Origin of the sequence: Oleiharenicola lentus, assembly GCF_004118375.1 — a bacterium.
GTDB lineage: Bacteria > Verrucomicrobiota > Verrucomicrobiia > Opitutales > Opitutaceae > Lacunisphaera > Lacunisphaera lenta.
Window position 1 is genome coordinate 2,892,165 of the sequence record NZ_SDHX01000001.1, and the last position, 25,131, is coordinate 2,917,295.

Here is a 25,131-nt window from a genome sequence, read left to right on the forward strand (position 1 = left end):
TCATCCCCGAAGCCTTGAGCACGACAGACAGTCCTTACCTGGGCCAGAACTGCGTCACCCCCTACCCGAAATCGGAGGTGCTGCGCCGCTGGCTCTGGCTGGTGGTGCAATCCACGGTCTTTCGCTGGAGTCCGCGCCCGCTGCACGGTTTCCGCGCGATGCTGCTCCGGCTGTTCGGCGCGCAAATCGAGGGACCGGTCGTGGTCTTCCCCACGGTGCGGGTGACGTTCCCCTGGAAACTCTCGCTCGCGCCGCGCAGCATGATCGGGCCGCGCGTGCTCCTCTACAACCTGGCGCCCATCCGCCTCGAATACGGCGCCAACGTCAGCCAGCACACGCACCTCTGCGCCGGCAGCCATGACTTCACCCGCTGGTCCATGCCGCTCATCGCCGCCCCCATTACTCTCGGACGCAACGCTTGGATCGGGGCCGACGTCTTTGTCGGTCCCGGGGTGACCGTCGGTGAACTGACCGTGGTCGGCGCCCGCTCGGTCGTCGTGGACGACCTTCCCGCGGGGAAAATTTGTATCGGCACGCCCTGCCGGCCGATTCGGGACCGGTCGCAACCGGTCTGAACCAACCGCATGCGTCTCTGCCACATCGTGCCCAGTCTCGCCGAGCGGCACGGCGGTCCGTCCAAATCGGTCCGCGCCCTCGCCAACCACGCCGTGGACGCCGGCGCCGCGGTCGAGCTCCTTGCCACCGGCGTGCGCGGCGACACCGTCACCCCGGCGCCCGACGACCGGGCCAAGATCCGGCTCTTCCGCTGCGTTACGCCGCAATGGCTGACCTGCTCGCCAACGCTGCGCGACTACCTCGTCGAGGTGCCGGCCGACCTCATTCACCACCACTCGCTCTGGCTGCTCACCCTCCGTTACGCGACCGAGGCCTCCCGCCGGCACCGCGCGCCGCTGGTCATCTCCCCCCGCGGCATGATGAACGCCTGGGCCTGGCGCCACCGTCGCTGGAGAAAAGTCCTCGCCGAAAAACTCATCCACCCCGGCGCCCTGAAGCACGCGGCCGGCTGGCATGCCACCAGCGCGGAGGAAGCCTCCGACATTCACGCGCTCGGCTTCCGTCAGCCGGTCTGTGTTGCGCCCAACGGCGTGGACCTCCCCGAGGCGGCCAACCTTGCCGCCGCCCGGGCGACCTGGCTGGAACTTTGCCCGGAAGCCCGCACGCGGCCGGTGGCGCTTTTTTATTCGCGCCTGCACCACAAGAAGCGCGTGCGCGAGCTGATCGACGCCTGGCTCTCCATTCCCCGCGGCGACTGGCTGCTGCTCATCGTCGGCACCGCGGAGGAATACACCGCCGAGAGACTCGCCGCGGAAGTCGCCGACCTCGGCCACACCGAGAACATCCGGGTGTTTGACGGCGCCGGCCGGCCGGCGCCGTATGCGATTGCCTCGCTGTTTGTGCTGCCGTCCCATTCGGAAAACTTCGGGCTGGTCATCGCCGAGGCGCTGGCCGCCGGCGTGCCGGCGGTGGTGACCGACACGACACCGTGGTCGGATCTCACCCCCAACCACGCCGGCTGGTGCGTGCCGTGGCCGGACTACACCGCCACCCTCGCCCAGGCCCTGCTGACCCCGACCGCCGAGCTGAAGGCCATGGGCCAAAGCGGCCGCCAGTGGGTGGCCAACGAGTATTCCTGGTCCCGTGCGGCGAGCCTGCTGCACAGTTTCTACCGCCACCTGCTGCATGCCTGAGCCCGGCCACCGTCATCGGGAATTGTCCCGGAGCCCACCCTGGCCGCACCGGCTGATTCCGATCCATTTCGGAGTCCTGCTGGTCTTCACGACCTGGGCCTTTGGCGGGCAGGCCCCGTGGGCGCGCCTGGTGATCGCCTGGTGGGGCACGGCCGGCATGGCGCTGTTTCTCTGGGCCTCCTTCGTCCATTCGCGCCCGGATGGACGGCTGCATCCGGCCATCCGCCTGCTGTGGCCGCTCTGGGTGTTCGACCTGATCGTGGTGATCAGCTGCTTCAACCCGGGGTTTCGCGAGATCACCGTCGCGGGCGAAGCGATGCTGGCGAAGGGCTCGCCCCATCCCTGGCTGCCCACGGCCGCGCTGCCCCGGCTGGCCGCGCGCGAGCTCTGGCAGTTCAACGGCCTCGTGCTCTCCTGCTTCAATTTGCTCTACGCCCTGCGCCGGCGCAGCCAGGTGCGCACACTGCTGTTCCTGATCGCGGGCAACGCCGTCGCGCTCGCCGTGTTCGGCAGTTTCCAAAAGCTCGTCGGCGCGGACGGCCTCTGGTTTGGTGCGGTCCCGTCGCCCAACCAGCGCTTCTTCGCGACCTTCATCTACCACAACCACTGGGGCGCGTTCACGCTGCTCAACACCTCCGTGTGCCTGGCGCTCCTGTTCCACTATCACCGGCATGGCGGCTACCGTGACCCGTGGCACTCGCCGCTCCCGCTGGGCGCGGTGGCCACCCTGCTGCTCGCCGCCTCGGTGCCGCTGAGCGCCTCGCGTTCTTGCACGCTGCTGGCCGCCCTCTTGCTGAGCGGAGCGCTGCTGCATTTCACCCTGCGCATCGTCCGGCGCAGACGCGAAGCCGGCGAACCCGTGGCGGCGCCGCTGGCGGGACTCGTGGTGGTTGCGGTCCTGGCCGCCGCCGCCATCGCCTACCTCGGACGGGGCGCGATGGCCGAGCGCATCCAGCAGACCTCCCGGCAGCTCGCCAACTTCTCCGAGGGGCAGGCGATTGCCTCGCGTCTCACGCTCTACCGTGACACCTGGCAGATGGCGGCCGAGAAGCCATGGTTTGGGTGGGGACTGGAGAGCTACGCGCACGTCTTCCGCATCTTCAACACCCAGCGCGCCGCCGAGACCTGGGTGTGGATTCCCTTCTACGCGGAGGCCCACAACGACTGGCTGCAGGCCCTCGCCGAGGTCGGCTTCGTCGGCACGGGCCTGCTCCTCGTGTTGGGCCTTGGCGTGCTGTTCTCCACCCGCTGGCGGCGCAGCCGCTCGCTGCTGCCGCGCTACCTGCTCGCCGGCTGCGGGCTGATCCTGCTCTACGCCTGGCTGGAATTCCCCTTTGCCAACCCGGCGGTGCTCCTCACATTCTGCGCGCTCCTTTGCTGTGCCGTGCGCTACACCGCCCTTGACCAGCCCGAACCAACCGACGAGGCCCGCACCCGTGGCTGAGCGCGCGCCCATCTCCGTGCTGATCCCGGTCCGCAACGAGGCGGCCAACCTCGCCGCCTGCCTCGCCTCGGTCGCGTGGTGCGACGATGTCGTCGTGGTGGACTCCGGCAGCACCGACGGCACGCCGGAAATCGCCCGGAACGCCGGCGCGCGGGTCGTGGACTTCCGGTGGAATGGCACTTTCCCGCGCAAAAAGAACTGGGCCCTGGCCCACGTCGCCTGGAAGCACGAGTGGGTGTTCATCATCGACGCCGATGAACGGGCCACCCCCGAACTGGAGCGCGCGATGCGCGCGGCCCTCGCCGGCCCGCACGCCGGCTATTACGTGAACCGCCGCTTCTGGTTCCTCGACGGCTGGCTCAACCACTGCGGCTACTACCCGAGCTGGAACCTGCGCCTCTTCCGGCATCGCTTGGGACGCTACGAGCAGCCGGCGGGGGCCGTCGCCGCCGGTTCGGGCGACAACGAGGTTCACGAACATGTCGAATTGCAAGGCACCGCCGGCTATCTCGCCGGCGAAATGGAGCACTACGCCTTTCCCGACATCGCCACCTGGGTGGAGAAGCACAACCGCTACAGCAACTGGGAGGCGAAGCAGCAGGTCGCCGGAGAAACAAGCGACGCCGCCGGCCTTGACCCGCACCTCGCCCGCAAACGCCGTCTCCGCCGCCTCGCGTGGCGCCTGCCCTTTCGCCCGACGCTGCGATTTCTCTACCACTATGTCTGGCGGGCCGGATTTCTCGACGGCCACCGCGGCTTCGTTTTCTGCCGCCTCATGGGGTGGTATGAATTCCTGAACACCGCCAAGGCGCGCGAACTGCGCCGGTCCGGCCCCAAGCAGCCCCTCCCGTGAGCGGTCTCCCGCGCGTCATCTTCGTCAACCGCGTCTATTGGCCGTCCACGGCCGCGACCGCCCAACTGCTCACCGATCTCGCCGAGGGACTCGCCGTGCGCGGCTGGCCGGTGGAGGTGATCGCCACCGGGACGGACAGCACCGTCCGCAACGGCGTAACCATCCATCGGACGGGCGGCGGCGGCGAACATGGCGGCATGATTTCCCGCGCGCGCAACTACCGGAAATTTCTGCGTGACGCCGCGGCCCGGATCACCGCGCTGGCCCGGCCGGGCGACATCCTGGTGCCCATGACCGATCCCCCCATGCTGGGCGCCGCCGTGGCCCGGGCGGCACCGGAGGGAGCGCATCTGGTCCACTGGATCCAGGACATCTACCCGGAGATCGCCGCGGCCCATTTCGGTTTTCTGGCCAGCCTGGCGCTGGAGCCCCTGCGCCGAAAGCGCGATGCGGCCTGGAATTCCGCCGCCGGCTGCGTCACACTGGGCGAGGACATGGCCGCGCTGGTTTCGGAACAGGGCGTGTTGCGCAGCCGCATCAGCATCCTGCCCAACTGGGCGCCCCGCGAACTGCATGTGCAGCCTCCAGCCGACGAACTCGCCGCCCTGCGGGCCCGGTGGGGCCTGGCGGACAAATTCATCGTCGCCTACGCGGGCAACCTTGGCCGGGTGCATGATGCCAACACGATCGTCGAGGCGGCCGCCCGGCTGCGGGACGATCCCCGGATCACTCTGCTCTTTGTCGGCGGTGGCGCCCGATTCGAGCGCATCGCGCAGTCCGCCCGGCAACGTTCCCTCGGCAATGTCCGCCTGTTGCCGCCGGTGCCACGCACGCAGCTGCCCCAGCTGCTGGGGGCGGCCGACGCCCACCTCGTCACCCTTCTGCCCGCCTACCGTCAGCTGGTCTATCCGAGCAAACTGGCCGGGGTGCTGGCCGCCGGCCGTCCCGTGCTTTTTGTCGGTCCGGCCGACAGCGAAATCGCCCGGCTGGTGCGTGAATCCGGCTGCGGCGCCGCCTGCCTGCCCGGCGATGTGGCCGGACTCGTCCAATTGATCCGCCGGCTCGCTGAAGACACTTCGCTGCGCGAGGGCCAGGCCCAGCGCGCGCGGCAGCTCTACACCGGTCGTTTCACGGGCGACGCCGCCCTCGCCGGCTGGGAAGCCCTGCTGCGCCGCGTGGCCGCCCGGCGCTAACTTCAGTTTGCCACCACCCGCCACCCGCGTGTTATTCGAACCATGAACCAGGGCAGATCAGTCACCCTCACCCTGCTGCTGCTGGATGCCGTCGTGGTGTTTCTCGTCTTCAACTCCGTCGGCTGGCTCTACGGCGTCGTGCGCTGGGAACAGCCGCTGGTCGCGGCGCTGCTGCTGCCGCTCACGATGCACGTCATCGCCGTCTATCTCGTGGACGGATACAACCCGCGCACCGACGTGCTGTCGCTCACCTACACCAGCCTGCACGCCATCGCCCTGCTCACGGTGGCCCTGCTGACCCTGCTGCTGACCTACGTCTTCATTCCGGCCGGCTTCCCTCTGCAATCCAGCCGCTTCGTCCTGACAGTCTCCAGCCTGCTGGTCATCCCGCTCACCCTGCCCTACCGGCGCTGGTTCTACCTGCGGCGACAGTCACGCCGCCAGCAGCGCAGCTTCCTGTTTCTGGGCACACCGGAAAGCTGTGTCGCCTTCAAGGAGGAGTGCCGGCGCAATCGCATGACCCAGTCCGTGCTTTATGCGACCTACGAGACCATCGTGCACGGGTTGCCGCCTTCCGAAGTCTCCCTCCCGCCGATGGGCGACGTGACCAACTATCTCGAACAGCACGAGGGCAATCTCGACGCCATCATCCTGCGCGAGTCGAGCATCGAGCTGCCCACCCCGGTGGCCGACCGCCTCATGCAGCTGCATTTCTCGGGCGTGCCGACCTACACGCTCGAACTGTTCCACGAGATCTACTGGCGCAAGATCCCGCTCTACCGCCTCAACCAGACCTGGCTCTTCCAGGAAGGATTCCAGATCGCGCGCGAACCCGTCTTCGAGCGCCTGAAGCGCATCTCGGACATCACGCTCGCCTCCCTTGGCCTGCTGATCGCCCTGCCGCTTTTTCCATTCGTGGCCGCGGCGATCTGGCTGGAAGACCGGGGCCCCGTCTTCTTCCGCCAGCAACGCGTCGGCAAGAACCGCGTGCTGTTTGACATCCTGAAGCTGCGAACCATGCGCGTGCATCAGGAGGGCGCGCTTTACACCGACGAGCAGGACAGCCGCATCACCGCGATCGGGCGGTTCCTGCGCGCCACGCGCCTCGACGAGGTGCCGCAACTCTGGAACGTGCTCACCGGCGACATGAGCCTGATCGGACCGCGGGCGGAGTGGGTGAAACTCGTGGAGGACTACGAGAAAAAGATCCCCTGCTATCACTTCCGGCATCTGGTGAAGCCCGGCATCACGGGTTGGGCGCAGGTCAACTACCCCTACGGCGCCAATCTCGATGACACCCTGCACAAGCTCGAATACGATCTCTACTATATCCGCTATTTCTCCTTCGTGCTCGATGCCTCGATCGTCCTGAAGACGATTCACATCATGATCTTCGGCAAAGGCCGGTGACAACGGCGCATTCGACTCAAGCGACTTTGCGGCTATTTGTTCGATCCGTGGCTAAACCCAAATCCTACGACTTCATCTGCATCGGCGGCGGCAGCGCCGGATTCAACGCCGCGCGTGTCGCCGTCTCCCTCGGCCTCCGGACCGCTGTCGTGGACGGGGCCCGCGAGCTCGGCGGACTCTGCATCCTCCGCGGCTGCATGCCGTCCAAAACGCTGCTCTATGCCGCCGAAGTGTTGCACCATTCCCGCCACGCGGAGCGTTTCGGCCTGAAGGTCGCCGGAGCCCGCGCGGACATGAAGGCCGTCCAGGCACGCAAAAAGCGCATCATCGCCGATTTCGCCCAATACCGTCACCAGGCGCTTACCGCCGGCCGTTTCGATCTCATCCGAGCGCAGGCACGGTTCGTGGATCCGCACACCCTGGAGCTCTCCAGCGGGAAGAAAATCCGGGGCCGGCACTTTCTGATTGGCACCGGTTCCAAGGTCGCGGTGCCGCCCGTGCCCGGCCTGGCCGACATCAAGACCTGGACCAGCGACGAGGTGCTCAATCTGGATTTCGTGCCGAAAAGCGTGCTCGTGCTCGGCGGCGGCATTGTGGCCTGCGAGCTGGCGCAGTTCCTGAACCGCATCGGCACCAAGGTCATGCTGGTCCAGCGCAGCCGCAACATCCTGCGCGACCACTCCGACGACGCCTCGACAGTCGTCCAACAAGCGCTCGCCGACGAAGGCATCGAACTCTTCGCCGGCACGCAGATCAACCAAATCGCCCAAGATCGCCGCGGCGTCAGCATCACCTTCCAGCACGACGGCCGCACCGTCACTCGCCGGGCCGCGCACTGTTTCAACGCCCTCGGGCGCGTGCCCAATACGGCCGGTCTCGGACTGGAATCCGCCGGAGTCAAAACCCGCCCCGACGGCCAGATCCTCATCAACCGCTGGCAGCAAACCAGCACTCCGCACATCTACGCGGCGGGTGACTGTTCCGGACCCCATGAAATCGTGCATATCGCCATCGCCCAGGGTGAACTCGCCGCCCGGCACGCCGCCGGCGTGAAGCAACTGAAGCCCGTAGATTTTTCGCTGCTGCTCAATGTGGTGTTCACCGACCCGCAACTGGCCACGATCGGCGCCTTGGAACGCGACCTTGAGGCGCGCGGCGTGCGCTACCTCAAGGCCAGCTACCCGTTCAACGACCACGGCAAGTCCATCCTCATGGAGGCCAACTACGGCTACGTGAAGGTCCTCGCCGAACCCAAGCGCGGCCGCATCCTCGGCGCCGAGATCGTGGGCAAGGACGCCGGTGAGTTGATCCACTGTTTTTCCACGCCACTCGCCCTGCGAGCCACCGTGCGCGACATGCTCCGGGCGCCCTGGTATCATCCCACCCTCGCGGAGATCGTCACCTATCCGCTCGAGGAGATCGCCGACCAGCTGAAGGGTTGAGGCCGCCCACCAACCGGTCCTCAGGGGGCATCGCCATGTCCGCATTTCAGACCGGCCGGGCCGGCTCGCTCTTTCGGGGTGGTTTTTCGCCACCGGGCCTGCCAACCATGGGGACGCTTCATGCCTAACGGGCCCGCTCAACTTTCCCTCGTCGCCTTGGAAATGACCCTGCTTTTCGGCGGGGCCGGCTTTCTGCTCTGGCTGCTCGTCAACGCCCGCCAGCGTCAGCGCTGGCTCGGCACGAACGCCCTGACCTACTGGGAGGTTTCGATCCCCGAGTTCCTGATGGCCGCCATGCTGGTGTTCGCCGGCGGTTTCATGGTGCAGGCGGCAGTCCACTCGCTGGCCGGTCCACATCTGGCGGGCCAGGCTGACCAAGCCGGCTTGGAATTGTTTCTCTATGGCGCCGGATTCCATGGCGGCATTCTGGGCGGATGCAGCCTTTTCCCCCTGCTGCGACGCCGGCTTTATGCGGAATACGGGAGCCAGCCCCCACCCTTGCGGGCGGCACCGACTCTGGCGTGGGACCGGCTGCTGCGCTACGCCCTCGGCACCCTGCTGGTGGCGCTGCCGGTGCTGACGGTGCTCAGCCTCGGCTGGACCGCCGGCTTGCGCGCCGCCGGGTTGCCCGACCAGCCGCAGGATCTGATCGGTGTTTTTATCGAGACCCGTTCGCCGCTCGTGGTCACCGGCATGCTCCTGGTCGCCTGTGTGCTGGCGCCGCTGAGCGAGGAATTGATCTTCCGCGCCGGACTTTACCGCTTCATCCGGCAGAAGCTCGGTCGTTGGCCCGCGCTGCTGGTAAGCGGCGTTTGTTTTGGGATCCTGCACGGCAACTGGGCGGGATTTCTCCCGCTGGCGGTGCTGGGCATGTTGCTGGCGCTGGTCTATGAGGCCACCGGCTCCATCCGCGTGCCGGTGCTGGCCCACAGCCTCTTTAATCTGAACACCATCCTGATCGTGCTTTCCGGCCTGCACGACCTCAGCCCATGAGCCCGTTCACCACCCGTCGCCCGAACGCCGTCTCTGCTCTGGGTGAGCGCGCCCTTATCCGGGAAATCAGGCGCTGGCTCGGCGACGCTTCGCCGGCAGCCCCCTTTGGCATCGGCGACGACTGCGCGGTCATCCCGCCCACCCGCCGGCATCAGCTCGTCACGACCGACCCGGTCATCCACGGCCGGCACTTTGATGACAGCGTGCCGGCCCGGGCCGTGGGCGCCAAATTGCTCAAGCGCAACCTGAGCGACATCGCCGCCATGGGCGGCAAGCCGGTCGCCGCGGTGGTCTCGCTGGCGCTGGCACCGGAAACGAGCACCGCGTGGCTGCGCGATTTCTATCTGGGGCTCGCCGCCATGGCCCGGAAGTTCGCCGTGAAGATCGTGGGCGGCGACATCACCCAGGCCCCCGCTGGTTTCTTCGGCGCCTTTCTCACCCTCCACGGGGAATCGGCCGGCAACCGGGTCGTCACGCGCACCGGCGCGCGCCGCGGCGATCACCTGTTCGTCACCGGCCGACTCGGCGGCAGCCTGCTCGGTCACCATTTCAAATTCACGCCCCGGCTGGCCGAAGGCGCCTGGCTGGCGGGACGGAGTGAGGTTGCTGCCATGATGGATGTGAGCGACGGGATCGCCAACGACCTCGACGCGCTGACTCCGAGCCACCTCGTGGTGGCGTTGGACGAACGCTCCATTCCCCTCAGCCCCGCCGCCCGGCTCAGTGCGCGTCGTTCCGGCCGGTCCCCGCTGGCTCATGCTCTCTCCGATGGTGAAGATTACGAACTGCTGGTCGTGGTGAAGGCCCGCACCGATCCCGCCCGCCTGCACCGCGACTGGCACCGGCGCTTTCCTCGCCTGCCCCTCAGCCGGATCGGATGTTTCGAGCTGGTTGGGCGGCGCCCGTCCGGTGCACTGGATCTCACTTCCCTGCGTGGCTATGAACATCTGCGATAAACTTCGTCCCGGTCTCGTGACCGGCTCGGCCGGGGAAACCCGCCGGGTTGCGACGGAACTCGCGAACGCTCTACCTCCCGACACCGTGCTTGCGCTGCACGGCGACATGGGCGTGGGGAAAACCACCTTTGTGCAGGGCCTCGCGCAGGGTCTCGGCGTCAAGGAGCAGGTAACCAGTCCGACTTTCGCGATCTACTCGGTTTACGCAGGGACGCGCGCCAAGCTCGTCCATCTCGACGCCTACCGGCTGGAGAACGAACGCCAGCTGGAGGAGCTGTTGCTCGAGGAGTTCCTGACCAGCCCGTGGTGCCTCGCCGTCGAGTGGCCGGAGAAGACCGGCGCCTGGCTGCCGGCGAATGCGTGGCACCTCACCCTGTCCATCGTGGACGGCGACCGGCATTCGGTGCGGTTGCACTAAAAAGCCCGCTCTCGCGAGCGGGCTTGAAATCAGGCCAGGCCTTCCGGCTTGGGTTCCTCAGTGGGAGCGGGTTCCGGCTCGGCGGGAGCAGCCTCGGGGGCCGCTTGCTCGGCGGCGGGAGCCGCGGCCACGGCCGGATGCGCCTCGGGGAAGTCCACCGGGTCGTGCTCTTCCTCACCCGCCTCGGCCTTTTTGGCAGCCTGCGGCGCCATAACCGGCGGGGCGAAGAGTTTGCCGTCGGAGAACTCGGTGACGTATCCCTCCATCACGAGCCAGCGCAGGTCGTTGCTCATCTTGCGCAGCTTTTCCGACTGCTCGGGCGGCATCGCCGCAAACGGCGACTGGGAGGCGCTGGCTCCCTCGGCGGGAGCGGCCGGCGCCGCGGGCGCGGACGGAATCTCGATGCCGAGGAAGGCCTTGGGCAGGTCCTTCACATGCACCATCGGATGCTTTTCGATGAAGTCGATCAGCGTACCGATGCTCTCGGAGAATACCTGGCCGGGGACGCGGAAGCGGCGCTTGACCGCACAGACGTAGGAAACGCCGCGCGATCCCTTCTTGAAGATCGTGAAGCCCTCGCGACGGAGGCGGCCCCGCAGGGCGTTAGCCGTATCGAGAGGGAAGCGGCGCTGGCGCTCAATATGGCCCTCCAGCGCGCGACGAATTTCGCCGGGGGGAAGCTTTTCCAAGTTTTTGCCGTGGAAGCGGACGGTTTCAACCGTGCGCACCATGCGCTCGCGCGCGTGGGTGAGCAGGTGCAGACGCGCATCCTCCAGGCTGTCAAACGTGATGGCCGGAGTGGCGGGCGCGACTTCCGCGGCCGCGGGAGCAGCTTCCGCGGCAACCGCAGTGGCCTCGACCGGAGCTTCTGCCGGAGCAGAGGTCTCGGCGGAATTTTCGGTAGCGGCTGGAACCTCCATCGGCGGCTTGGTGGAGGTGCGGGCGACCGGAGGCTTCCAGGTGTAGCGGGTGGCCTTCTTCATTTTCTCCTGCCAGGCGGCGACCACCTCGGGCTCGCGCACCGACACGACGCTGTCGCGGAAGCGGTCAAACGACATGCCCTTGATCTTGGCGGCGTAGTGCTGCTGGAGAATCTGCTGGTAACGGTGATAATTCGGCGGCCCGAGCAGTTCACCGGTCACGCCGCACTTGTTGATGATCGGGTAGCTGCCCTTGGGCGCCTCGACCTCGACTTCCTGCATCTCGAAGAAGGCTCCGAGATTGTTATTAATGGCGTGCTGGATCGCGGCGTCCTCCGTGTCGAACGGCAGATGGTCGGGCATCGACATGTAGAGCGGCGCCGGCTTCGCGGCCGGCTGGCCCTCGGACGAGGCCGGCTTCGTGCGCTGGATGACGACCACGAAGCGGTCATTTTTCTCCAGCACCGCCTTGGTGATCTCGAACAGCTGGAAAGTGCGGCAAGAGGCGCGCACGGCCTTCACGATCGCGGCGAACCCCGTGTCTTCCGGGTAGCAGGTCGCGGAGAAAAACGGACTGATATAGGGCGCGCGATCAAACGGCTGGCCGCCGCCCTCGCGGCGTTCGCCACCGTCCCTGCGATCACCACCACGAAAATCACGGCGCGGCGCACCGGGGCCGCGTTCGAAACGGCGGCGTTCGCCGCCCGGGCCGCCCTGAGGCTGGGCCCCACCTTCACCGGCCGGCCCCGAGGGCGCAGCTCCCGGACCACCGGTCGGCGCTCCCGCGGGCTTGCGGAAACCGCGACGATCGCGCGGCGCACCGGCCGGACCGGCGCCGCCACCACCGCCTTCGCGACGGTCACGCCGGTCGCGACGATCCCCGCGGTCATCGCGCTCAAAATCGCGCTCACGGCGGCCGGGGGAGACGGGCTTCACCTCGGTCCATTGGGTACCGAAGTTGAAGGACTGCAACTGGCTGAGGTCGATTTTGTTCAACCCCGGCTCGTTGGGTTCATTGGCAGGCTTGTTATCGTCCATGAAAGGGCGGAAGAACGGGCGTGGTTACCCGGTGTCGATGCTTGGTTTAGGTCGGGAAGTTCCGTTGTTGGCGGTCAAGCCAACGGAACCGGAGTGTGCTCCCAGAAGAAAGTGCTACGCAAGCGCATTTCGGGGCTTTACAAGACTTCGCGGATTTACCTAAGTCACCGCTCCCATCGTTGGAACGCTCGGGTGGTGGAATTGGTAGACACACACGTTTGAGGTGCGTGTGCCGTAAGGCGTGCAGGTTCGAGTCCTGTCCCGAGCACCAGCTTTCGCTCCTCCGAAGCCGCAGACAGAGTCTTGATAACGACAATCTGGCGGAATTCTCCGCGGGAACTGTCGTCCGCTATGACGAATTGGCTCCCCAACGCATTTGACCGCAGGGGCTTTTTGCGGAAGATTCCGCCTCCGACCCGCAAGCCATGACGCCCCCCGCCATCAAACAGGCCCTCCTGGAATCCTACGCCCTGGGTGGCGGCATCAACCACCTCGACGGGGCCAACCTGCCCTCGCAGGACCGCGTCACCGAACTCGCGCGTGATTTGATGCACCTGCTTTTCCCCGGCTTCTTCGAAGACACGGGGCTGACCCAGGCCGATGCGCCCGGCTGGCTCGACAAATTGCTGGAGAAGATCGATTCCCGGATGGTCATCGAGGTCGAGAAATGCCTGCGCTTCGCCAAGGACCCCGATCCGAAGGCCAACGCGGCGCGCCTGACCACGCAGTTTCTGAGCACTTTGCCCGAGGTGCGCCGTCTGGTGCAAACCGACGTCGCCGCCGCCTACTCCGGCGACCCCGCCGCCCGCAGCACCGACGAGATCATCCTCGCCTACCCCTGTGTGCTGGCCATCTCGCTGCAACGCCTGGCCCACATGCTCTACGCGCTGCAGGTGCCGCTGCTGCCGCGCATGCTCACCGAATACGGCCACGAACGCACTGGCATCGACATCCACCCCGGCGCGCACATCGGTTCACATTTTTTCATCGATCATGGCACGGGCGTCGTGATCGGCGAGACCGCCACCATCGGTACGCACGTAAAGATCTACCAGGGCGTGACCCTCGGGGCGAAATCCTTCGAGACCGACGGCAAGAACAACCCGGTCAAGGGCGTGAAGCGTCACCCCGACATCGAGGACCACGTTACGATCTACGCCCATGCCACGATCCTCGGCGGCGACACCCGCATCGGCGCCCACTCCGTGATCGGCGCCAATGTCTGGGTGCGTGACTCAATTCCGCCCCACAGCATCGCCTACTACAAGGAGACCAGTCTGGTCGTCCGCCCGCGCAAGCCGCACGAAATCCTCGTGGACGGCGCGGATTGGAATATTTGAAATCCTTCGTTGGCGGCGGGATTATCAGTCCCGTCGTGTGGTTCCAAGTTCAGCGAACGCGCTGCCGCTCCGCCAACGCCCGCGCCACCTCGGCAGCGAAAAACGGACCGCGGTAAACAAGTCCGGTATAGAGCTGCACCAGCGTGGCACCGGCATCCATTTTCTCAGCCGCACCGGCCTCGTCCATGATGCCACCGACCCCGATGATCGGCAGGCGACCGCCCGTGGCGCGGGAAATGTAGTTCACGATCTCCGTCGAGCGCCGACGCACCGGAGCGCCGCTGAGGCCGCCGGCCTCGTTCACCGAGGCGAAGAAACCCGGGCGCGCCAGCGTCGTGTTGGTTGCGATGATTCCATCCAAGCCGAGATCGGTGATAACGTCCAAGGCGGCGTCCACCTGCGCCCAGGAGAGGTCAGGCGCAATCTTGAGCAATACCGGACGGCGCGGTTTGCCGGCGCCGAGGCGCGTCCGGTTTTCAGCCACCAGCGCGGCAAGCAACGGTTTGAGCCACGAGGCGTCCTGCAGTTCGCGCAGTCCCGGCGTGTTCGGGCTGCTCACGTTGACCACGACGTAGTCGGCGTAATCGGCGAGCAGCCGGAAGCTGCCGAGGTAATCCTCCGTGGCCTGCTCGAGCGGCGTCACCTTCGTCTTGCCCAGATTGATGCCAAGCGGGATGGCCCGCTGCCCCGGCCCGGGCAGCTTGGCGAGATGGGCGGCCAAGGCGGCAGCACCGCCGTTGTTGAAACCCATGCGGTTGATCACGGCCTGCTGCGCCGGATAGCGGAAGACCCGCGGCTGCGGATTGCCCGGCTGGGCCTGGTGCGTGACCGTGCCAATTTCCACATGACCGAAGCCCAGCGCCGCGGCGGCCGGCCAGGCACGGCCGTTTTTGTCGAAACCCGCGGCGAGTCCGACCGCATTCGGAAATTTCAGGCCGAAACACTCCACCGGCCGGTGCAGTGCCGGGTCCAGCCGGTGCAGGCGCTCCAGCATTGCGCAGAGCGGCCGCACCCGACCCAGCAGGGCGAGATTGTCCACGGCAACGTGGTGCGCGCGCTCGGGATCGAGCCGGAAGAAGGCGGGTTTGAGGACATTTTGGTAGAGCCAGCCCATGGTGTGCGCGGACTGTGGCACCCGGACGCCAACTTTCAAGCCCCCGCCCGGGGCCATTTTTGTCCTTGTTTGCGCATCCTTCGGCCCCACCCTCCGCCCCGAGGAAGGCATCGGCATCCGTGTGTTACGCAAATATTCCAACATTTTGTGTTTCAGGATTTGACAAGGCCGGAAGCCAGCCCTTTTGGTCCAACCGAAATAAGTAAAAAACTATGGCGAAAGGCTCCCCCCAACTCGAATGGTGCGTCGTCCGTCTCGGCGAAGATCACAACTGGTGGGTGGACGAGGTCAGCGACCCCGTCCACTGGGATGTTGATGGTCTCAGCATCATCGACCCCCGCCAGGTGGACCACATCGTCGAACTCATCGAACCGTTGCGCGAATACGGTTTCGACCAGGATGTCTTCGAGCGCGCATTCATCCCCTTCCGCATCGCCAAGGACCTCGGCAAGGGCAAGGTCCGGCTGACCCGCGTCAAACAGCCGCTGCTGGAGTCCGAGGAAAAGCTTTTTGCCCTGCCCGACGTGATCGACGAGGAGAACGGCCCTTATGCCGACTTCCTCGATCACATCACCCGCCTGCGCGTGAAGATGCTCAACGAGGTCCTCGATCTCGAGGAGAAGCTTACCGTGGACGAGGTGGAGGACCAGATCCGCGAGGCGCAAAACAGTGACTTCATCGAGGGCAAGGCCGTGCATCTCTTCACCGAGATCACCGCCATCCTCGATTACACCCCCGAGGGCTTCGGCGACGAGGACGAAGAGTCCGACAAAGGCCGCGCCGCGGAAGACGAGGATGATCTGCCCGACGTCGAAGAGGAGGAGGACGAGAAGATGAAGAACGACTCCTCGCTCAAGTGGGACGAGGATGAGGACGAGGACTCCGACGAGGACGGCGAAGGCAAAAAGAAGGAAGGCGACGACGAGGACGAAGACTCGGACGACGAGGATTCGGACGACTCCGAGGAAGAGGACGAGAAGCCCCGCCGCAGCAGCAAGCGCGGGCGCTGAAAGCCGGTGTTGCCAGCCTGCGGACAATCCCTCACTGGATTGCACACCGCATGACTTCTCGCCGACTGTCCGTTCTTCTGGCCGCCCTCTGGCTCGCGTGTTGCTGGGCCGGTTGTGTCACCGAAGGCACGACGACCGCGACGGCCAATCCCCGGATCGACGCGCCCTCGATGTCCGCCCAGTTGCGGCCCGGTGACACCATGCTGGTCTCGCTGCTGGGCATCCCCGAGCCGATCACGACGAACGTGCAAATCGACGAGCAGGGCCTGATCCGCCTGCAATACATCGGGGCGGTCACAGCCGCCGGACTCACCACCGCCGAGCTTTCCCAAAGCATTCGCGACACCTACATCGCCAAGAAATTCTACACCACGCTCGATGTCTCGGTGAGCGTCACCGAGCGCTACGTCTATATCGGCGGCGAAGTGCAGCGTCCGGGCCGCATCCCGTGGTCACCTGACCTGACCCTCGCCAAGGCCGTGCAGTCCGCCGGCGGTTTCACGCTCTACGCGAAGGAGAACAAGGTAACGCTGACCCGCGACCGCAAGGCCTACGACTTCGACGTGAAGCTCGCGCAGCGCCAGCCGAACGAGGACCCGCTGCTCTTCCCGGGCGACTCGATCCAGGTGCCCCGCTCCGCCTTCTGAGGCGACGACTGCGCATGAGCCTCTTTCGCACCAAGCCCATCGCCGATCTGCAGCGGGAAGCCGGCGCCGAACACGGCTACAAACGCACGCTCGGGCCGCTCAGTCTGATCAGCCTCGGCATCGGCTCGGTGGTGGGCGCGGGTATCTTCGTCCTCGCCGGCACCTCGGCCGCCCAATACGCCGGCCCCGGTATCGCACTGTCGTTCGTCTTCTCCGGCATTGCCTGCCTCTTCGCGGGCCTGTGCTACGCCGAGCTTGCCTCGATGATTCCGGTCTCGGGCAGCGCCTACACCTACAGCTATGCCACTCTGGGCGAACTCTTCGCCTGGATCGTCGGTTGGTGTCTCGTGCTTGAATACCTGTTCTCCGGCGCCGCCGTTGCGGTGAGCTGGTCGGGGGCGGTGCGCGACATCGCGCTCGAATTCGGCGTCACCCTGCCCGTCGCACTCTCCAGCGCCCCGCTGGCCGTGACCGGTGGCAGCATCGTCACCACGGGCGCACTCATCAACCTGCCGGCAGTCTTCATCTCGCTTGCGCTGACCTACGTGCTCTACATCGGCATCAAGGAGTCGGCCACCGTCAACGACTTCATGGTCTTCATCAAGGTCGGCATCCTGGTCGCCCTCGTCGGCTATGGGCTCTGGTATCTGCTGAAGAACCCGGAAATCGCTAAGGCCAACCTCGTGCCCTTCATCCCGGAGAATACCGGCACCTTCGGCGAATACGGCTGGAGCGGCATCTTCCGCGGCGCGGCGGCCATTTTCTTCGCCTACGTCGGCTTCGACTGCGTGTCCGCCGCGGCGCAGGAGACCAAGAATCCCCAGCGCGACATGCCCATCGGCCTGCTTGGCACGCTGGGCGTCGTCTCCGTGCTCTTCATCGCCGTGTCCTTCGTGCTCACCGGCATGGTGAACTACAAGCAGCTCAACGTGGACGCACCGTTCATCTTTGCGCTTCAGCAGGTTCAGGCCCCCGCCTTTTTCCGCTATCTGATCGAAGCTGCCACCCTCGCCGGCCTGACCTCCGTCATCCTCGTGTCGCTGCTGGGCCAGCCGCGCATCTTCTACTCGATGTCACGCGACGGCCTCCTGCCGCCCACCTTTGCCAAGATTCATCCCAAATACGGCACGCCGCACATCACGACCTGGATCACCGGCATCTCCTGCGCCGTCATTTCCGGGCTCTTCCCGCTCGATCTGCTGGGTGAACTGATCTCCATCGGCACGATGCTGGCCTTCTCGCTGGTGTGCGCCGGCGTGCTGGTGCTGCGCCGCACGCGGCCCGACCTGCCCCGGCCGTTCCGCACGCCCTGGGTACCGCTCGTGCCGCTGCTGGGCATCGGGAGCTGTGCGCTCCAGATGTATTTCCTGCCGCTCATCACCTGGCTGAACCTCGCCATCTGGATGGGCTTCGGCTTCGTCATCTACTTCGGTTACAGCCGTCGACACAGCCTGCTGGCGAAGTGAGACCGTGCCTTTCACGCCTGCCAGCACCGGCTCGCTGCTCGCCTTCTGCTCCATCCTGATTGGCGTGCTCTACGCCGTGCTGTTCGCGATCCACCTCGCGTGGCGATCCCTGAAGATCACCGCCTTGGCGGGCATCGTGATCGGCATCTGGCTGGGCATCCTGTCCGCCCTTGTCGCCAGCGGACGCCTGGCCACCCTGCCGCTCAACGGCCTGCCGTTCTTTTTTGGCCCCATTCTCGTGTTCTGTATTGGATTTGCGGTTTCACCGGTTGGTGGCCGACTCGCCGCCACAATTTCGCTCGCCGCGCTGGTCGGCTTCCAGGCCTTCCGCCTGCCCCTCGAGCTCGTCCTGCACGCCTGGTTTAAGCAGGGTGTGATCCCGGAGACCATGACTTGGTCCGGCTACAACTGGGACATCGCCAGCGGCCTCGTTGCTCTCGCCTGCTTTCCCCTGGCCAACCGCCATCGGTGGGCCGCGCGCCTGGCCAATGTCGTCGGATTCGCCCTGCTGTTGAATGTCATGCGCGTGGCCATCCTGTCCGCCCCGGTGGCCTTCGGCTGGAACGTCCAGCCACCGCTCCTGCTCGCGTTCCACCTGCCCTACGCGCTGATTGCGCCGGTCTGTGTCGGCGGGGCGCTGTTCGGGCACATCGTGCTGACGCGGGCGCTGTGGGGCCGGCAGGCCAAGTAGGGCCGGTTTCCGGCCGGCCACATTCGGATTCGCGGCGCTACGGCCAGTCAGAGACTGGCCCTACCCTCACACCCCGTAATACCCTTCCCATCCCGCGCGGGGCGGCTCCATCGTCAGAAGGTCGTTGGCGCGGACGTTGTTCTTGAACTGTTTCTTCACCGGGTCGAACTCCAGCTTGCCGCCGAGGCGCTGGGCGATGACGCCGAGGATGAACACCTGCGACAGAGGGCCGGAGACATGGAACGGCGACTTCGTCTCCTCGCGTCCAAGGCAGGCCAGCACGAAGTTTTGGAAGTGATCCGAAAAACCGCCGGTGATGCGCGGCAGGGTCGGACCAACTTCCTTCATTTTTTCCTGCGGAATGATGCGCAGCGTATCACCATGCGTGCCGCCGAGGAAGGTGAGTTTCTTGCTGTAGATGAACTTGCCGTTCTTCTGCGTGAAATTCGGGTTCGCGCCTAGCTCGGCCGGCAGCGGCGGCAGGTTGTTCACGCCGTCATACCAGAACACCTCGACCGGCGGCATCGCCCCGCGGGCGGCGAAGTCGAAGCGGATGGTCGTGGCCTGCGGGAAGATGTAGTCGTTGGCGCCCTCACGCTTCACCGCCTCGATCGTGTGCGGCAGGCCTAGGTTCAGGAAGCGGTGGCAGGTGTCGAGGATGTGTGGGCCCCAGTCGCCGAAGGCGCCATTGCCGTAGGCGAACCAGCCGCGCCAGTTGCCGGGATGCAGGCGCGGGCTGTAAGGATGCACGGGCTTGTTGGCGTGCCAGAGGTTCCAGTCGATGGTCGGCGGCACCGGATCGCCGGAATCGTAGCCCTTCACCTCCCAGCCGTGCCAGCGGCGCGGGGAGTTCATGAACATGTCCACGCGGGTAACGTCGGCGATGATGCCGGCCTCCTGCCAGGCCTTGAACTGGTGAAAATTGTTTCCGGAGTGCCCCTGGTTGCCCATCTGCGTCACGACCTTGCTCTTTGCGGCCTGCGCCATGAGCAGTTCGACCTCATGAAAGGTGTGCGCGAGCGGCTTCTCCACATAGACATGCTTGCCCTTCTTCATCGCGTGCATGGCGACGACGAAGTGCGTGAAGTCCGGAGTCGCGATGATGACGGCCTCGAAGGTGTCGCCGGCCTTGGCGAACATCTCGCGGTAGTCTTGAAACAGCCTGGCGTCGGGAAAAATGGCCCGCGCCTCGGCCGTGTGCTCGGCCATGAGGTCCACGTCGCACATCGCCACCGTCTCGATCATCCCGGTGTCGCGAAAGGTCTTCACCAGGTCGAGCCCGCGGAAACCGATGCCCACGAAGGCGACCTTGAGCTTGCGGCCCTCGGGCGCGACCTCCGCTGCGCGCACGAGGCGCGAGGGCGTCAGGGCGAGTGCAGCACCCGCGGCCAGCGAGGCGGTGAGAAACTGACGGCGGGCGGGGTTGGTGACTTCGGGACTGGGACGAGGGGTAACGGGCATGGGGTAAAGACGCTGCTTCAACGCAATTGTTTCGCCACTTCCTTGGCGAAATAGGTGAGGATCATGTCGGCGCCGGCGCGCTTGATGGCCAGCAGCGACTCGTCGCGGCAGCGCGCGAGGTCGAGCCAGCCGAGCCGGGCGGCGGCGTGAATCTGGGCGTATTCACCGGAGACCTGGTAGGCGGCGACCGGCACGCGGATGGCGTTGCGCACGTCGCGGATGATATCGAGGTAGGCGCCGGCGGGCTTCACCATCACGATGTCCGCGCCCTCGGCCACATCCAGTTCGACCTCGCTCACGGCCTCGCGACGGTTGGCGGGATTCATCTGGTAAGTAGCCTTGCTCAGCAGGCGCGTGCCGGCGGCTTGCGCGCTGCCGACGGCGTCGCGGAAAGGGCCGTAGTAGGCCGAGTTGTATTTCGCCGAGTAGGCCAGGATGCCGGTGTCGGTAAAGCCGGCGGCGTCGAGCGCCTTGCGGATGTGCCCCACCCGGCCGTCCATCATATCCGACGGCGCCACGAAGTCCACGCCCGCCTCGGCCTGCAACACGGCCATCCGGCCAAGAATCGTCACGGTGCGGTCGTTGTCCACGTCGTCGCCGGCCTCGGTCAGCACGCCGTCGTGGCCGTGGCTGGTGTAGGGGTCGAGCGCCACGTCGGTGATGATGGTCAGCTCCGGCACGGCCTTCTTCACCGCGCGCACGGCCCGCAACACGAGCGTCTCGGGGTTGAGGGCCTCGGTGCCCACCTCGTCCTTCAGCTTGGGCGAAAGCTTGGGAAACAGCGCCACGGCGGGCACGCCGAGCTTGTGCAACTCGCGGCACTCCTTGACGAGATCGTCAATGCACAGGCGGAACACGCCCGGCATCGAGGCGATGGGCTCGGGCCGAGCCTTGCCCTCGACCACGAAGAGCGGCGCGATGAGGTCCTGCGCGCGCAGGGCGGTCTCGGCGACGAGGGCGCGGCGGCTGGGCTGGCGGCGCAGCCGGCGGGGACGGTGCGTGAGGTCGAGTTTGGGGGTCTTGGCCATGGTGCGAAGAACGCCAGTAAACCAAGGTTTCCCGGCATTTCACGCCAATCTTTTACGCGCGGACCGTCCAAATCACACGCAGAAATTGCGCAGCGAAGCCCCCTCATGTGAGGGGGCCGTCATCGGGAGCATTAAATCGTGAAAGATCATATTCCGAGCCATTGGGACAGCAGCTTCTCCACCTCTGCCTGCGGTTTCCAATGGCCCGTTTTGCAGCTATCCCGGTTCTTTTCCAACGCAGCGAGCAGCGCCAGCTTGTAAGCGACATCCTGCAAGGTGGCATCTTCCGGTAGCGCCTCAATTGCCGCATCCGCCAGCTCCCTCGTGCTGCTCATAGTGCAAGATAGTCTACAACGCCTCCTCTCTTAAAGGTGCGGATTCAGGAGCCGCTGTTAAACCGCTTAGTCAGCTCCGGATACAACTTGGGCAAGTCCTCTTCCTTCCACGGCTTCCCTATCGGGCTGGTCGGGCCGGAATACGGCACTTGGGGCATGGCTGCGCCGGTCTTGGCTTGGTAGGCCTGCATGGCGGAATAAAATATCTGCTCATTCTCGTTCTGTTGATGTCTGACCGCACGATCAGCGGCACGAACCGGACCTTTCAGTGCTGCTTCATGATAGGCTCTGCCTTGAGAAATCAGCCATCCGCAAAAATATCCGAAACCATCGTCAGAAGCTCCGCCATTGACGATGTAAGCGACCGCCCAAAGGTCCCAGCGGGAGCACTCCGCCATGCGCTCGTTCAAGTGGAACTGAAATCCGAGGATTTCCTCCGCCCGCAGCTTGCCGAGTTCAGTTTGCAATGCGATGGCGAGGCGGAAGCCGTCGGCCTCCTGCCCGCTCCCGATACGCGCCGTTTCGATGAGCTGCCAGAACCGGTCGAGGTCCATGGCCGCCTTAGCGGCTGCGACTTGCTCGGGAGTGGCGCGGGGCGGAGTCTTGGCGACAATGCGTCCAAAAGGAATCGCACACGTCCGGAATTCTGCTGCGTCCCCATTGAGGCGAACAATCTCGATACGACTGAGAGGAAGCACAAACTCCATGAAGTTGGTCACACCGTCAGGAGCCACCCGGGACTCGCCATGATCGGCCAACGGCTGTTCGATTAGGGCGCGAGGCACCCGGACCTCCTTTTTCGAAAAATCCGCGTAGATGCCAGCGGCTTCCTCGACAGTGGCCGGCTTCAGCAATACGACTTCATGCGCCTTTCCGTCCACGACCTGAACTTCACGCGGGTATTCCTTGTTTGTCGGCCGGAAGACGACATCTGAACGCTCCTTCATGCATCCGGCGGTCGCCCCGAGTCCCAGCGATAGGGCAACACAAGCGAGGCGAGGCAGCTTCATGGACAAGGCAGGAGTGATAAAGCGCGCTCCCCATCCCGCAAAGCAAAACGCCGCCGGCACGCAAGGGCGCCGGCGGCGTGAAATCAGAAAAGTACTGCCTTAGGACGTTACGCCGCTGCCGGCGGCGGGGGACTGGGTCTTGAACTCCAGCTTGTCGCCATTGCGGACGACCGTGATGGGTTCGCCTTCCTTGACGTCTCCGCGGAGCAGGGCCTCGGCGAGCGGGTCCTCCAGGAGGTGCTCGACGGCACGGCGCAGCGGACGGGCGCCGTATTTCTCGTCGTAGCCCTTCTCGACCAGCAGGGCCTTGGACTCGGGCGAGAACTCCAGGTGGATGTTCCGCGCGGCGAGGCGCTTCACGACCTTGGCCGTCTCGATTTCCACGATCTTGAGCAGGTCGTTTTTGTCGAGGGGCTTGAAGACCACGAGGTCGTTGATGCGGTTCAGGAACTCGGGCTTGAAGACGCGCTTGGCCTCCTCGAGCACCTTCTCCTTCAGCTTGTCCATGTCGTGGAAGTCCGACGCCTTGGCGGCGGCGAAACCCATCGTCGTCTGGCGCTGGATGAGCGCGGCGCCGACGTTGGTCGTCATGATGATGATGGTGTTCCGGAAATCCACGGTCCGGGCGAGCGAATCGGTGAGGCGGCCGTCCTCCAGAATCTGCAGGAGCAGCTGGAGCGCGTCGGGGTGCGCCTTTTCGATCTCGTCGAAGAGGATCACGGAATACGGCCGGCGGCGGACGGCCTCGGTGAGCTGACCGCCCTCCTCGTAGCCGACGTAGCCCGGAGGCGAGCCGATGAGGCGCGAGACGGCGAACTTCTCCATGTATTCCGACATGTCGATCTGGAGGAGGGCGTCCTGGTTGCCGAAGATCTGCGCGGCGAGCTGCTTCGCGAGCTCGGTCTTGCCGACGCCGGTCGGGCCCATGAACATGAACGAGCCGATCGGGCGGCGCGGGTCCTTGAGGTCGGCGCGGGAGCGCCGGAGGGCGCGGGCGATGGCGACGGTGGCGGGATCCTGGCCGACGATGGCCTTTTGCAACTCGCCTTCAAGGGCGAGCAGGCGCTCGCTCTCCTTCTTCTCCAGGCGGTTGAGCGGGATGCCGGTCCACTCGGCGACGACGCGGACCATCTGCTCCTCGTCCACGGTGATGCGGTTCTCGTCGCGGGTCTTCTTCCACGACTCGATCTGCTCGTCCTGCTTGGCGCGAAGCTGCTTTTCCTGATCACGGAACTTGGCGGCCTCCTCGAAGTGCTGGGCGGCGATGGCCTGCTCCTTCTTGGTGCAGACCTCCTCGATCTCCTTGCCCAGGGCCTCGATCTCGGGCGGACGGTTGAGGGTGGTGATGCGGGCGCGCGAACCGGCCTCGTCCATCACGTCGATGGCCTTGTCAGGCAGGAAGCGGCCGGTGATGTAGCGGTCGGAGAGCTTGGCGGCGGCCTCGATGGCCTTGTCGGTGAAGACGGCCTTGTGGTGCTCCTCGTACTTGCCGCGGATGCCCTTGAGGATGATCACGGTGTCGTCCACGGAGGGCGGCTCGACCTTGACCATCTGGAAGCGGCGGTCGAGGGCGCTGTCCTTCTCGATATACTTCCGGTATTCGTTGAGGGTGGTCGCACCGATGCACTGCAGCTCGCCGCGGCTGAGGGCGGGCTTGAAGATGTTGGAGGCGTCCATCGCGCCCTCGGCGGCGCCGGCGCCGACGATGGTGTGCATCTCGTCGATGAAGATGATGACGTTCTTGGAACGCTTGATCTCGTCCATCACGGCCTTGATGCGTTCCTCGAACTGGCCGCGGTATTTCGTGCCGGCGACCATGAGCGCGAGGTCGAGGGTGATAACCTTCTTGTCGGCGAGGATCTCAGGCACGTTGCCCTTGGCGATCTCCTGCGCGAGGCCCTCGACGATGGCGGTTTTGCCCACGCCGGCCTCGCCCACGAGCACCGGGTTGTTCTTGGTGCGGCGGCAGAGAATCTGGATGACGCGGCTGATCTCGTTCTTGCGGCCCACGACGGGATCCATCTCGCCCTTGCGGGCCAGCTCGGTGAGGTCGCGGCCGAAGGCCTTGAGCGCGGGCGTCTTGACCTCTTTCTTGCCCTCCTCGGAGCTGCCACGCGGGGCGACTTCCTCGCCGCCACCGCCACCACCGGCGGAGCCCTGACCGCCGTCGCCCTGACCGGAAGAGAACTGCGGGTCGAGTTCACGGAGAATCTCATTGCGGGTGCGCTCGATATCCACCTCGAGGGTCTTGAGCACGCGGGCGGCGACGCCCTCACCCTCGCGGAGCAGACCGAGGAGGATGTGCTCGGTGCCGACGTAGGAGTGATTGAGCGCCTTGGCCTCCTTGCCGGCGAGCGCGAGGACCTTTTTCACGCGGGGCGTGTAGGGAATGCTGCCGACGGGCGTCTTGGACTCCTGGCCGATGCCGACCTGTTTCTCGACCTCGGCGCGGACGGTCTCAAGGTCGAGACCCATCTTCTGGAGAACACTCACGGCGACGCCCTGCCCCAGCTTGATCAACCCGAGCAGCAGGTGCTCGGTGCCGACGTAGTTGTGGTGGAAGCGGTCGGCTTCCTTGCGGGCCAAGGCCAGCACTTGCTGGGCGCGCGGCGTAAAGTTGTTCATCGGTTCCATGGGTGCCTTGGTTATATCG

Annotated in this window: 22 protein-coding genes and 1 tRNA gene; 16 read left to right on the forward strand and 7 right to left on the reverse strand. The window is 65.6% G+C overall.

The genetic code is table 11. The features are described 5' to 3' along the window. The first annotated feature begins 14 nt into the window (after positions 1 to 14). The 10 genes from ESB00_RS11865 to tsaE all read left to right on the forward strand — a co-directional run bounded on the left by ESB00_RS11865 (position 15) and on the right by tsaE (position 10,418). Positions 15 to 575, forward strand: a complete 561-nt coding sequence (locus tag ESB00_RS11865; protein ID WP_129047897.1) for an LbetaH domain-containing protein — start codon at positions 15 to 17, stop codon at positions 573 to 575. A 9-nt stretch (positions 576 to 584) separates the two neighbouring features. Further along, the gene (locus ESB00_RS11870; RefSeq protein ID WP_129047898.1) at positions 585 to 1,709 is read left to right on the forward strand and encodes a glycosyltransferase; all 1,125 of its coding nucleotides are present in this window, start codon (positions 585 to 587) and stop codon (positions 1,707 to 1,709) included. Next, positions 1,702 to 3,153, forward strand: coding sequence for an O-antigen ligase family protein (locus ESB00_RS11875; protein WP_129047899.1), 1,452 nt, complete (start codon positions 1,702 to 1,704; stop codon positions 3,151 to 3,153). Before ESB00_RS11870 ends, ESB00_RS11875 begins: the two co-directional genes overlap by 8 nt. After that, positions 3,146 to 4,006, forward strand: a complete 861-nt coding sequence (locus ESB00_RS11880) for a glycosyltransferase family 2 protein (RefSeq protein WP_129047900.1) — start codon at positions 3,146 to 3,148, stop codon at positions 4,004 to 4,006. The genes ESB00_RS11875 and ESB00_RS11880 overlap by 8 nt, the downstream gene beginning before the upstream one ends. Then, complete coding sequence (locus ESB00_RS11885; protein WP_129047901.1) at positions 4,003 to 5,199, forward strand: glycosyltransferase family 4 protein; 1,197 nt, start codon at positions 4,003 to 4,005, stop codon at positions 5,197 to 5,199. The genes ESB00_RS11880 and ESB00_RS11885 overlap by 4 nt, the downstream gene beginning before the upstream one ends. 42 nt (positions 5,200 to 5,241) lie before the next feature. After that, positions 5,242 to 6,609, forward strand: coding sequence for an exopolysaccharide biosynthesis polyprenyl glycosylphosphotransferase (locus tag ESB00_RS11890; RefSeq protein ID WP_129047902.1), 1,368 nt, complete (start codon positions 5,242 to 5,244; stop codon positions 6,607 to 6,609). Positions 6,610 to 6,656: 47 nt separating this feature from the next. Beyond that, positions 6,657 to 8,051, forward strand: coding sequence for a dihydrolipoyl dehydrogenase family protein (locus ESB00_RS11895; protein WP_129047903.1), 1,395 nt, complete (start codon positions 6,657 to 6,659; stop codon positions 8,049 to 8,051). Positions 8,052 to 8,171: 120 nt separating this feature from the next. Further along, positions 8,172 to 9,044, forward strand: a complete 873-nt coding sequence (locus tag ESB00_RS11900; protein ID WP_129047904.1) for a CPBP family intramembrane glutamic endopeptidase — start codon at positions 8,172 to 8,174, stop codon at positions 9,042 to 9,044. Then, a complete protein-coding gene (gene thiL / locus ESB00_RS11905; RefSeq protein ID WP_129047905.1) occupies positions 9,041 to 10,000 on the forward strand; it encodes a thiamine-phosphate kinase in 960 nt (319 codons plus the stop codon). Before ESB00_RS11900 ends, thiL begins: the two co-directional genes overlap by 4 nt. Next, entirely contained in the window at positions 9,984 to 10,418 is a 435-nt protein-coding gene (tsaE, locus tag ESB00_RS11910; protein ID WP_129047906.1) for a tRNA (adenosine(37)-N6)-threonylcarbamoyltransferase complex ATPase subunit type 1 TsaE, read from the forward strand. Before thiL ends, tsaE begins: the two co-directional genes overlap by 17 nt. A 29-nt stretch (positions 10,419 to 10,447) precedes the next feature. Here tsaE and ESB00_RS19675 read toward each other — a convergent pair whose 3' ends face one another. After that, positions 10,448 to 12,376, reverse strand: coding sequence for a hypothetical protein (locus tag ESB00_RS19675; protein WP_164976180.1), 1,929 nt, complete (start codon positions 12,374 to 12,376; stop codon positions 10,448 to 10,450). A 186-nt stretch (positions 12,377 to 12,562) separates the two neighbouring features. Between ESB00_RS19675 and ESB00_RS11920 the strand changes: the two genes are divergently transcribed. Both ESB00_RS11920 and epsC read left to right on the forward strand, forming a co-directional pair. Beyond that, positions 12,563 to 12,647: transfer RNA gene (locus ESB00_RS11920), tRNA-Leu, on the forward strand. Between the two features lie 154 nt (positions 12,648 to 12,801). After that, positions 12,802 to 13,716: a serine O-acetyltransferase EpsC gene (gene epsC, locus ESB00_RS11925; protein WP_129047907.1), complete on the forward strand. Its 915-nt coding sequence runs from the start codon at positions 12,802 to 12,804 to the stop codon at positions 13,714 to 13,716. A 49-nt stretch (positions 13,717 to 13,765) separates the two neighbouring features. Here the strand turns inward: epsC and ESB00_RS11930 are convergent, their stop codons facing one another. Continuing rightward, positions 13,766 to 14,830: a quinone-dependent dihydroorotate dehydrogenase gene (locus ESB00_RS11930; protein ID WP_129047908.1), complete on the reverse strand. Its 1,065-nt coding sequence runs from the start codon at positions 14,828 to 14,830 to the stop codon at positions 13,766 to 13,768. 212 nt (positions 14,831 to 15,042) lie between these two features. Between ESB00_RS11930 and ESB00_RS19680 the strand changes: the two genes are divergently transcribed. From ESB00_RS19680 to ESB00_RS11950, 4 genes are read left to right on the forward strand one after another with little or no spacing between them, the layout of a single operon-like run. Continuing rightward, a complete protein-coding gene (locus tag ESB00_RS19680; protein ID WP_164976181.1) occupies positions 15,043 to 15,840 on the forward strand; it encodes a hypothetical protein in 798 nt (265 codons plus the stop codon). Between the two features lie 50 nt (positions 15,841 to 15,890). Beyond that, complete coding sequence (locus tag ESB00_RS11940; protein ID WP_129047909.1) at positions 15,891 to 16,487, forward strand: polysaccharide biosynthesis/export family protein; 597 nt, start codon at positions 15,891 to 15,893, stop codon at positions 16,485 to 16,487. A gap of 14 nt (positions 16,488 to 16,501) precedes the next feature. Next, positions 16,502 to 17,953 carry an amino acid permease gene (locus tag ESB00_RS11945; RefSeq protein ID WP_129047910.1) on the forward strand — a complete coding sequence of 484 codons (1,452 nt, stop codon included), beginning with the start codon at positions 16,502 to 16,504 and terminating at the stop codon, positions 17,951 to 17,953. Between the two features lie 4 nt (positions 17,954 to 17,957). Then, a complete protein-coding gene (locus ESB00_RS11950; protein ID WP_129047911.1) occupies positions 17,958 to 18,644 on the forward strand; it encodes a hypothetical protein in 687 nt (228 codons plus the stop codon). A gap of 66 nt (positions 18,645 to 18,710) precedes the next feature. Here ESB00_RS11950 and ESB00_RS11955 read toward each other — a convergent pair whose 3' ends face one another. The 5 genes from ESB00_RS11955 to ESB00_RS11975 all read right to left on the reverse strand — a co-directional run bounded on the left by ESB00_RS11955 (position 18,711) and on the right by ESB00_RS11975 (position 25,112). Continuing rightward, positions 18,711 to 20,105 (reverse strand): Gfo/Idh/MocA family oxidoreductase, encoded by a 1,395-nt coding sequence (locus ESB00_RS11955; protein WP_129047912.1) that lies wholly within the window; start codon positions 20,103 to 20,105, stop codon positions 18,711 to 18,713. Between the two features lie 17 nt (positions 20,106 to 20,122). Then, a complete protein-coding gene (gene hemB / locus ESB00_RS11960) occupies positions 20,123 to 21,133 on the reverse strand; it encodes a porphobilinogen synthase (protein ID WP_129047913.1) in 1,011 nt (336 codons plus the stop codon). A 146-nt stretch (positions 21,134 to 21,279) separates the two neighbouring features. Next, entirely contained in the window at positions 21,280 to 21,468 is a 189-nt protein-coding gene (locus tag ESB00_RS11965) for a hypothetical protein (RefSeq protein WP_129047914.1), read from the reverse strand. Positions 21,469 to 21,512: 44 nt separating this feature from the next. Further along, positions 21,513 to 22,478, reverse strand: coding sequence for a DUF4240 domain-containing protein (locus ESB00_RS11970; RefSeq protein WP_129047915.1), 966 nt, complete (start codon positions 22,476 to 22,478; stop codon positions 21,513 to 21,515). A gap of 99 nt (positions 22,479 to 22,577) precedes the next feature. After that, a complete protein-coding gene (locus ESB00_RS11975; protein WP_129047916.1) occupies positions 22,578 to 25,112 on the reverse strand; it encodes an ATP-dependent Clp protease ATP-binding subunit in 2,535 nt (844 codons plus the stop codon). Positions 25,113 to 25,131: the final 19 nt, after the last annotated feature.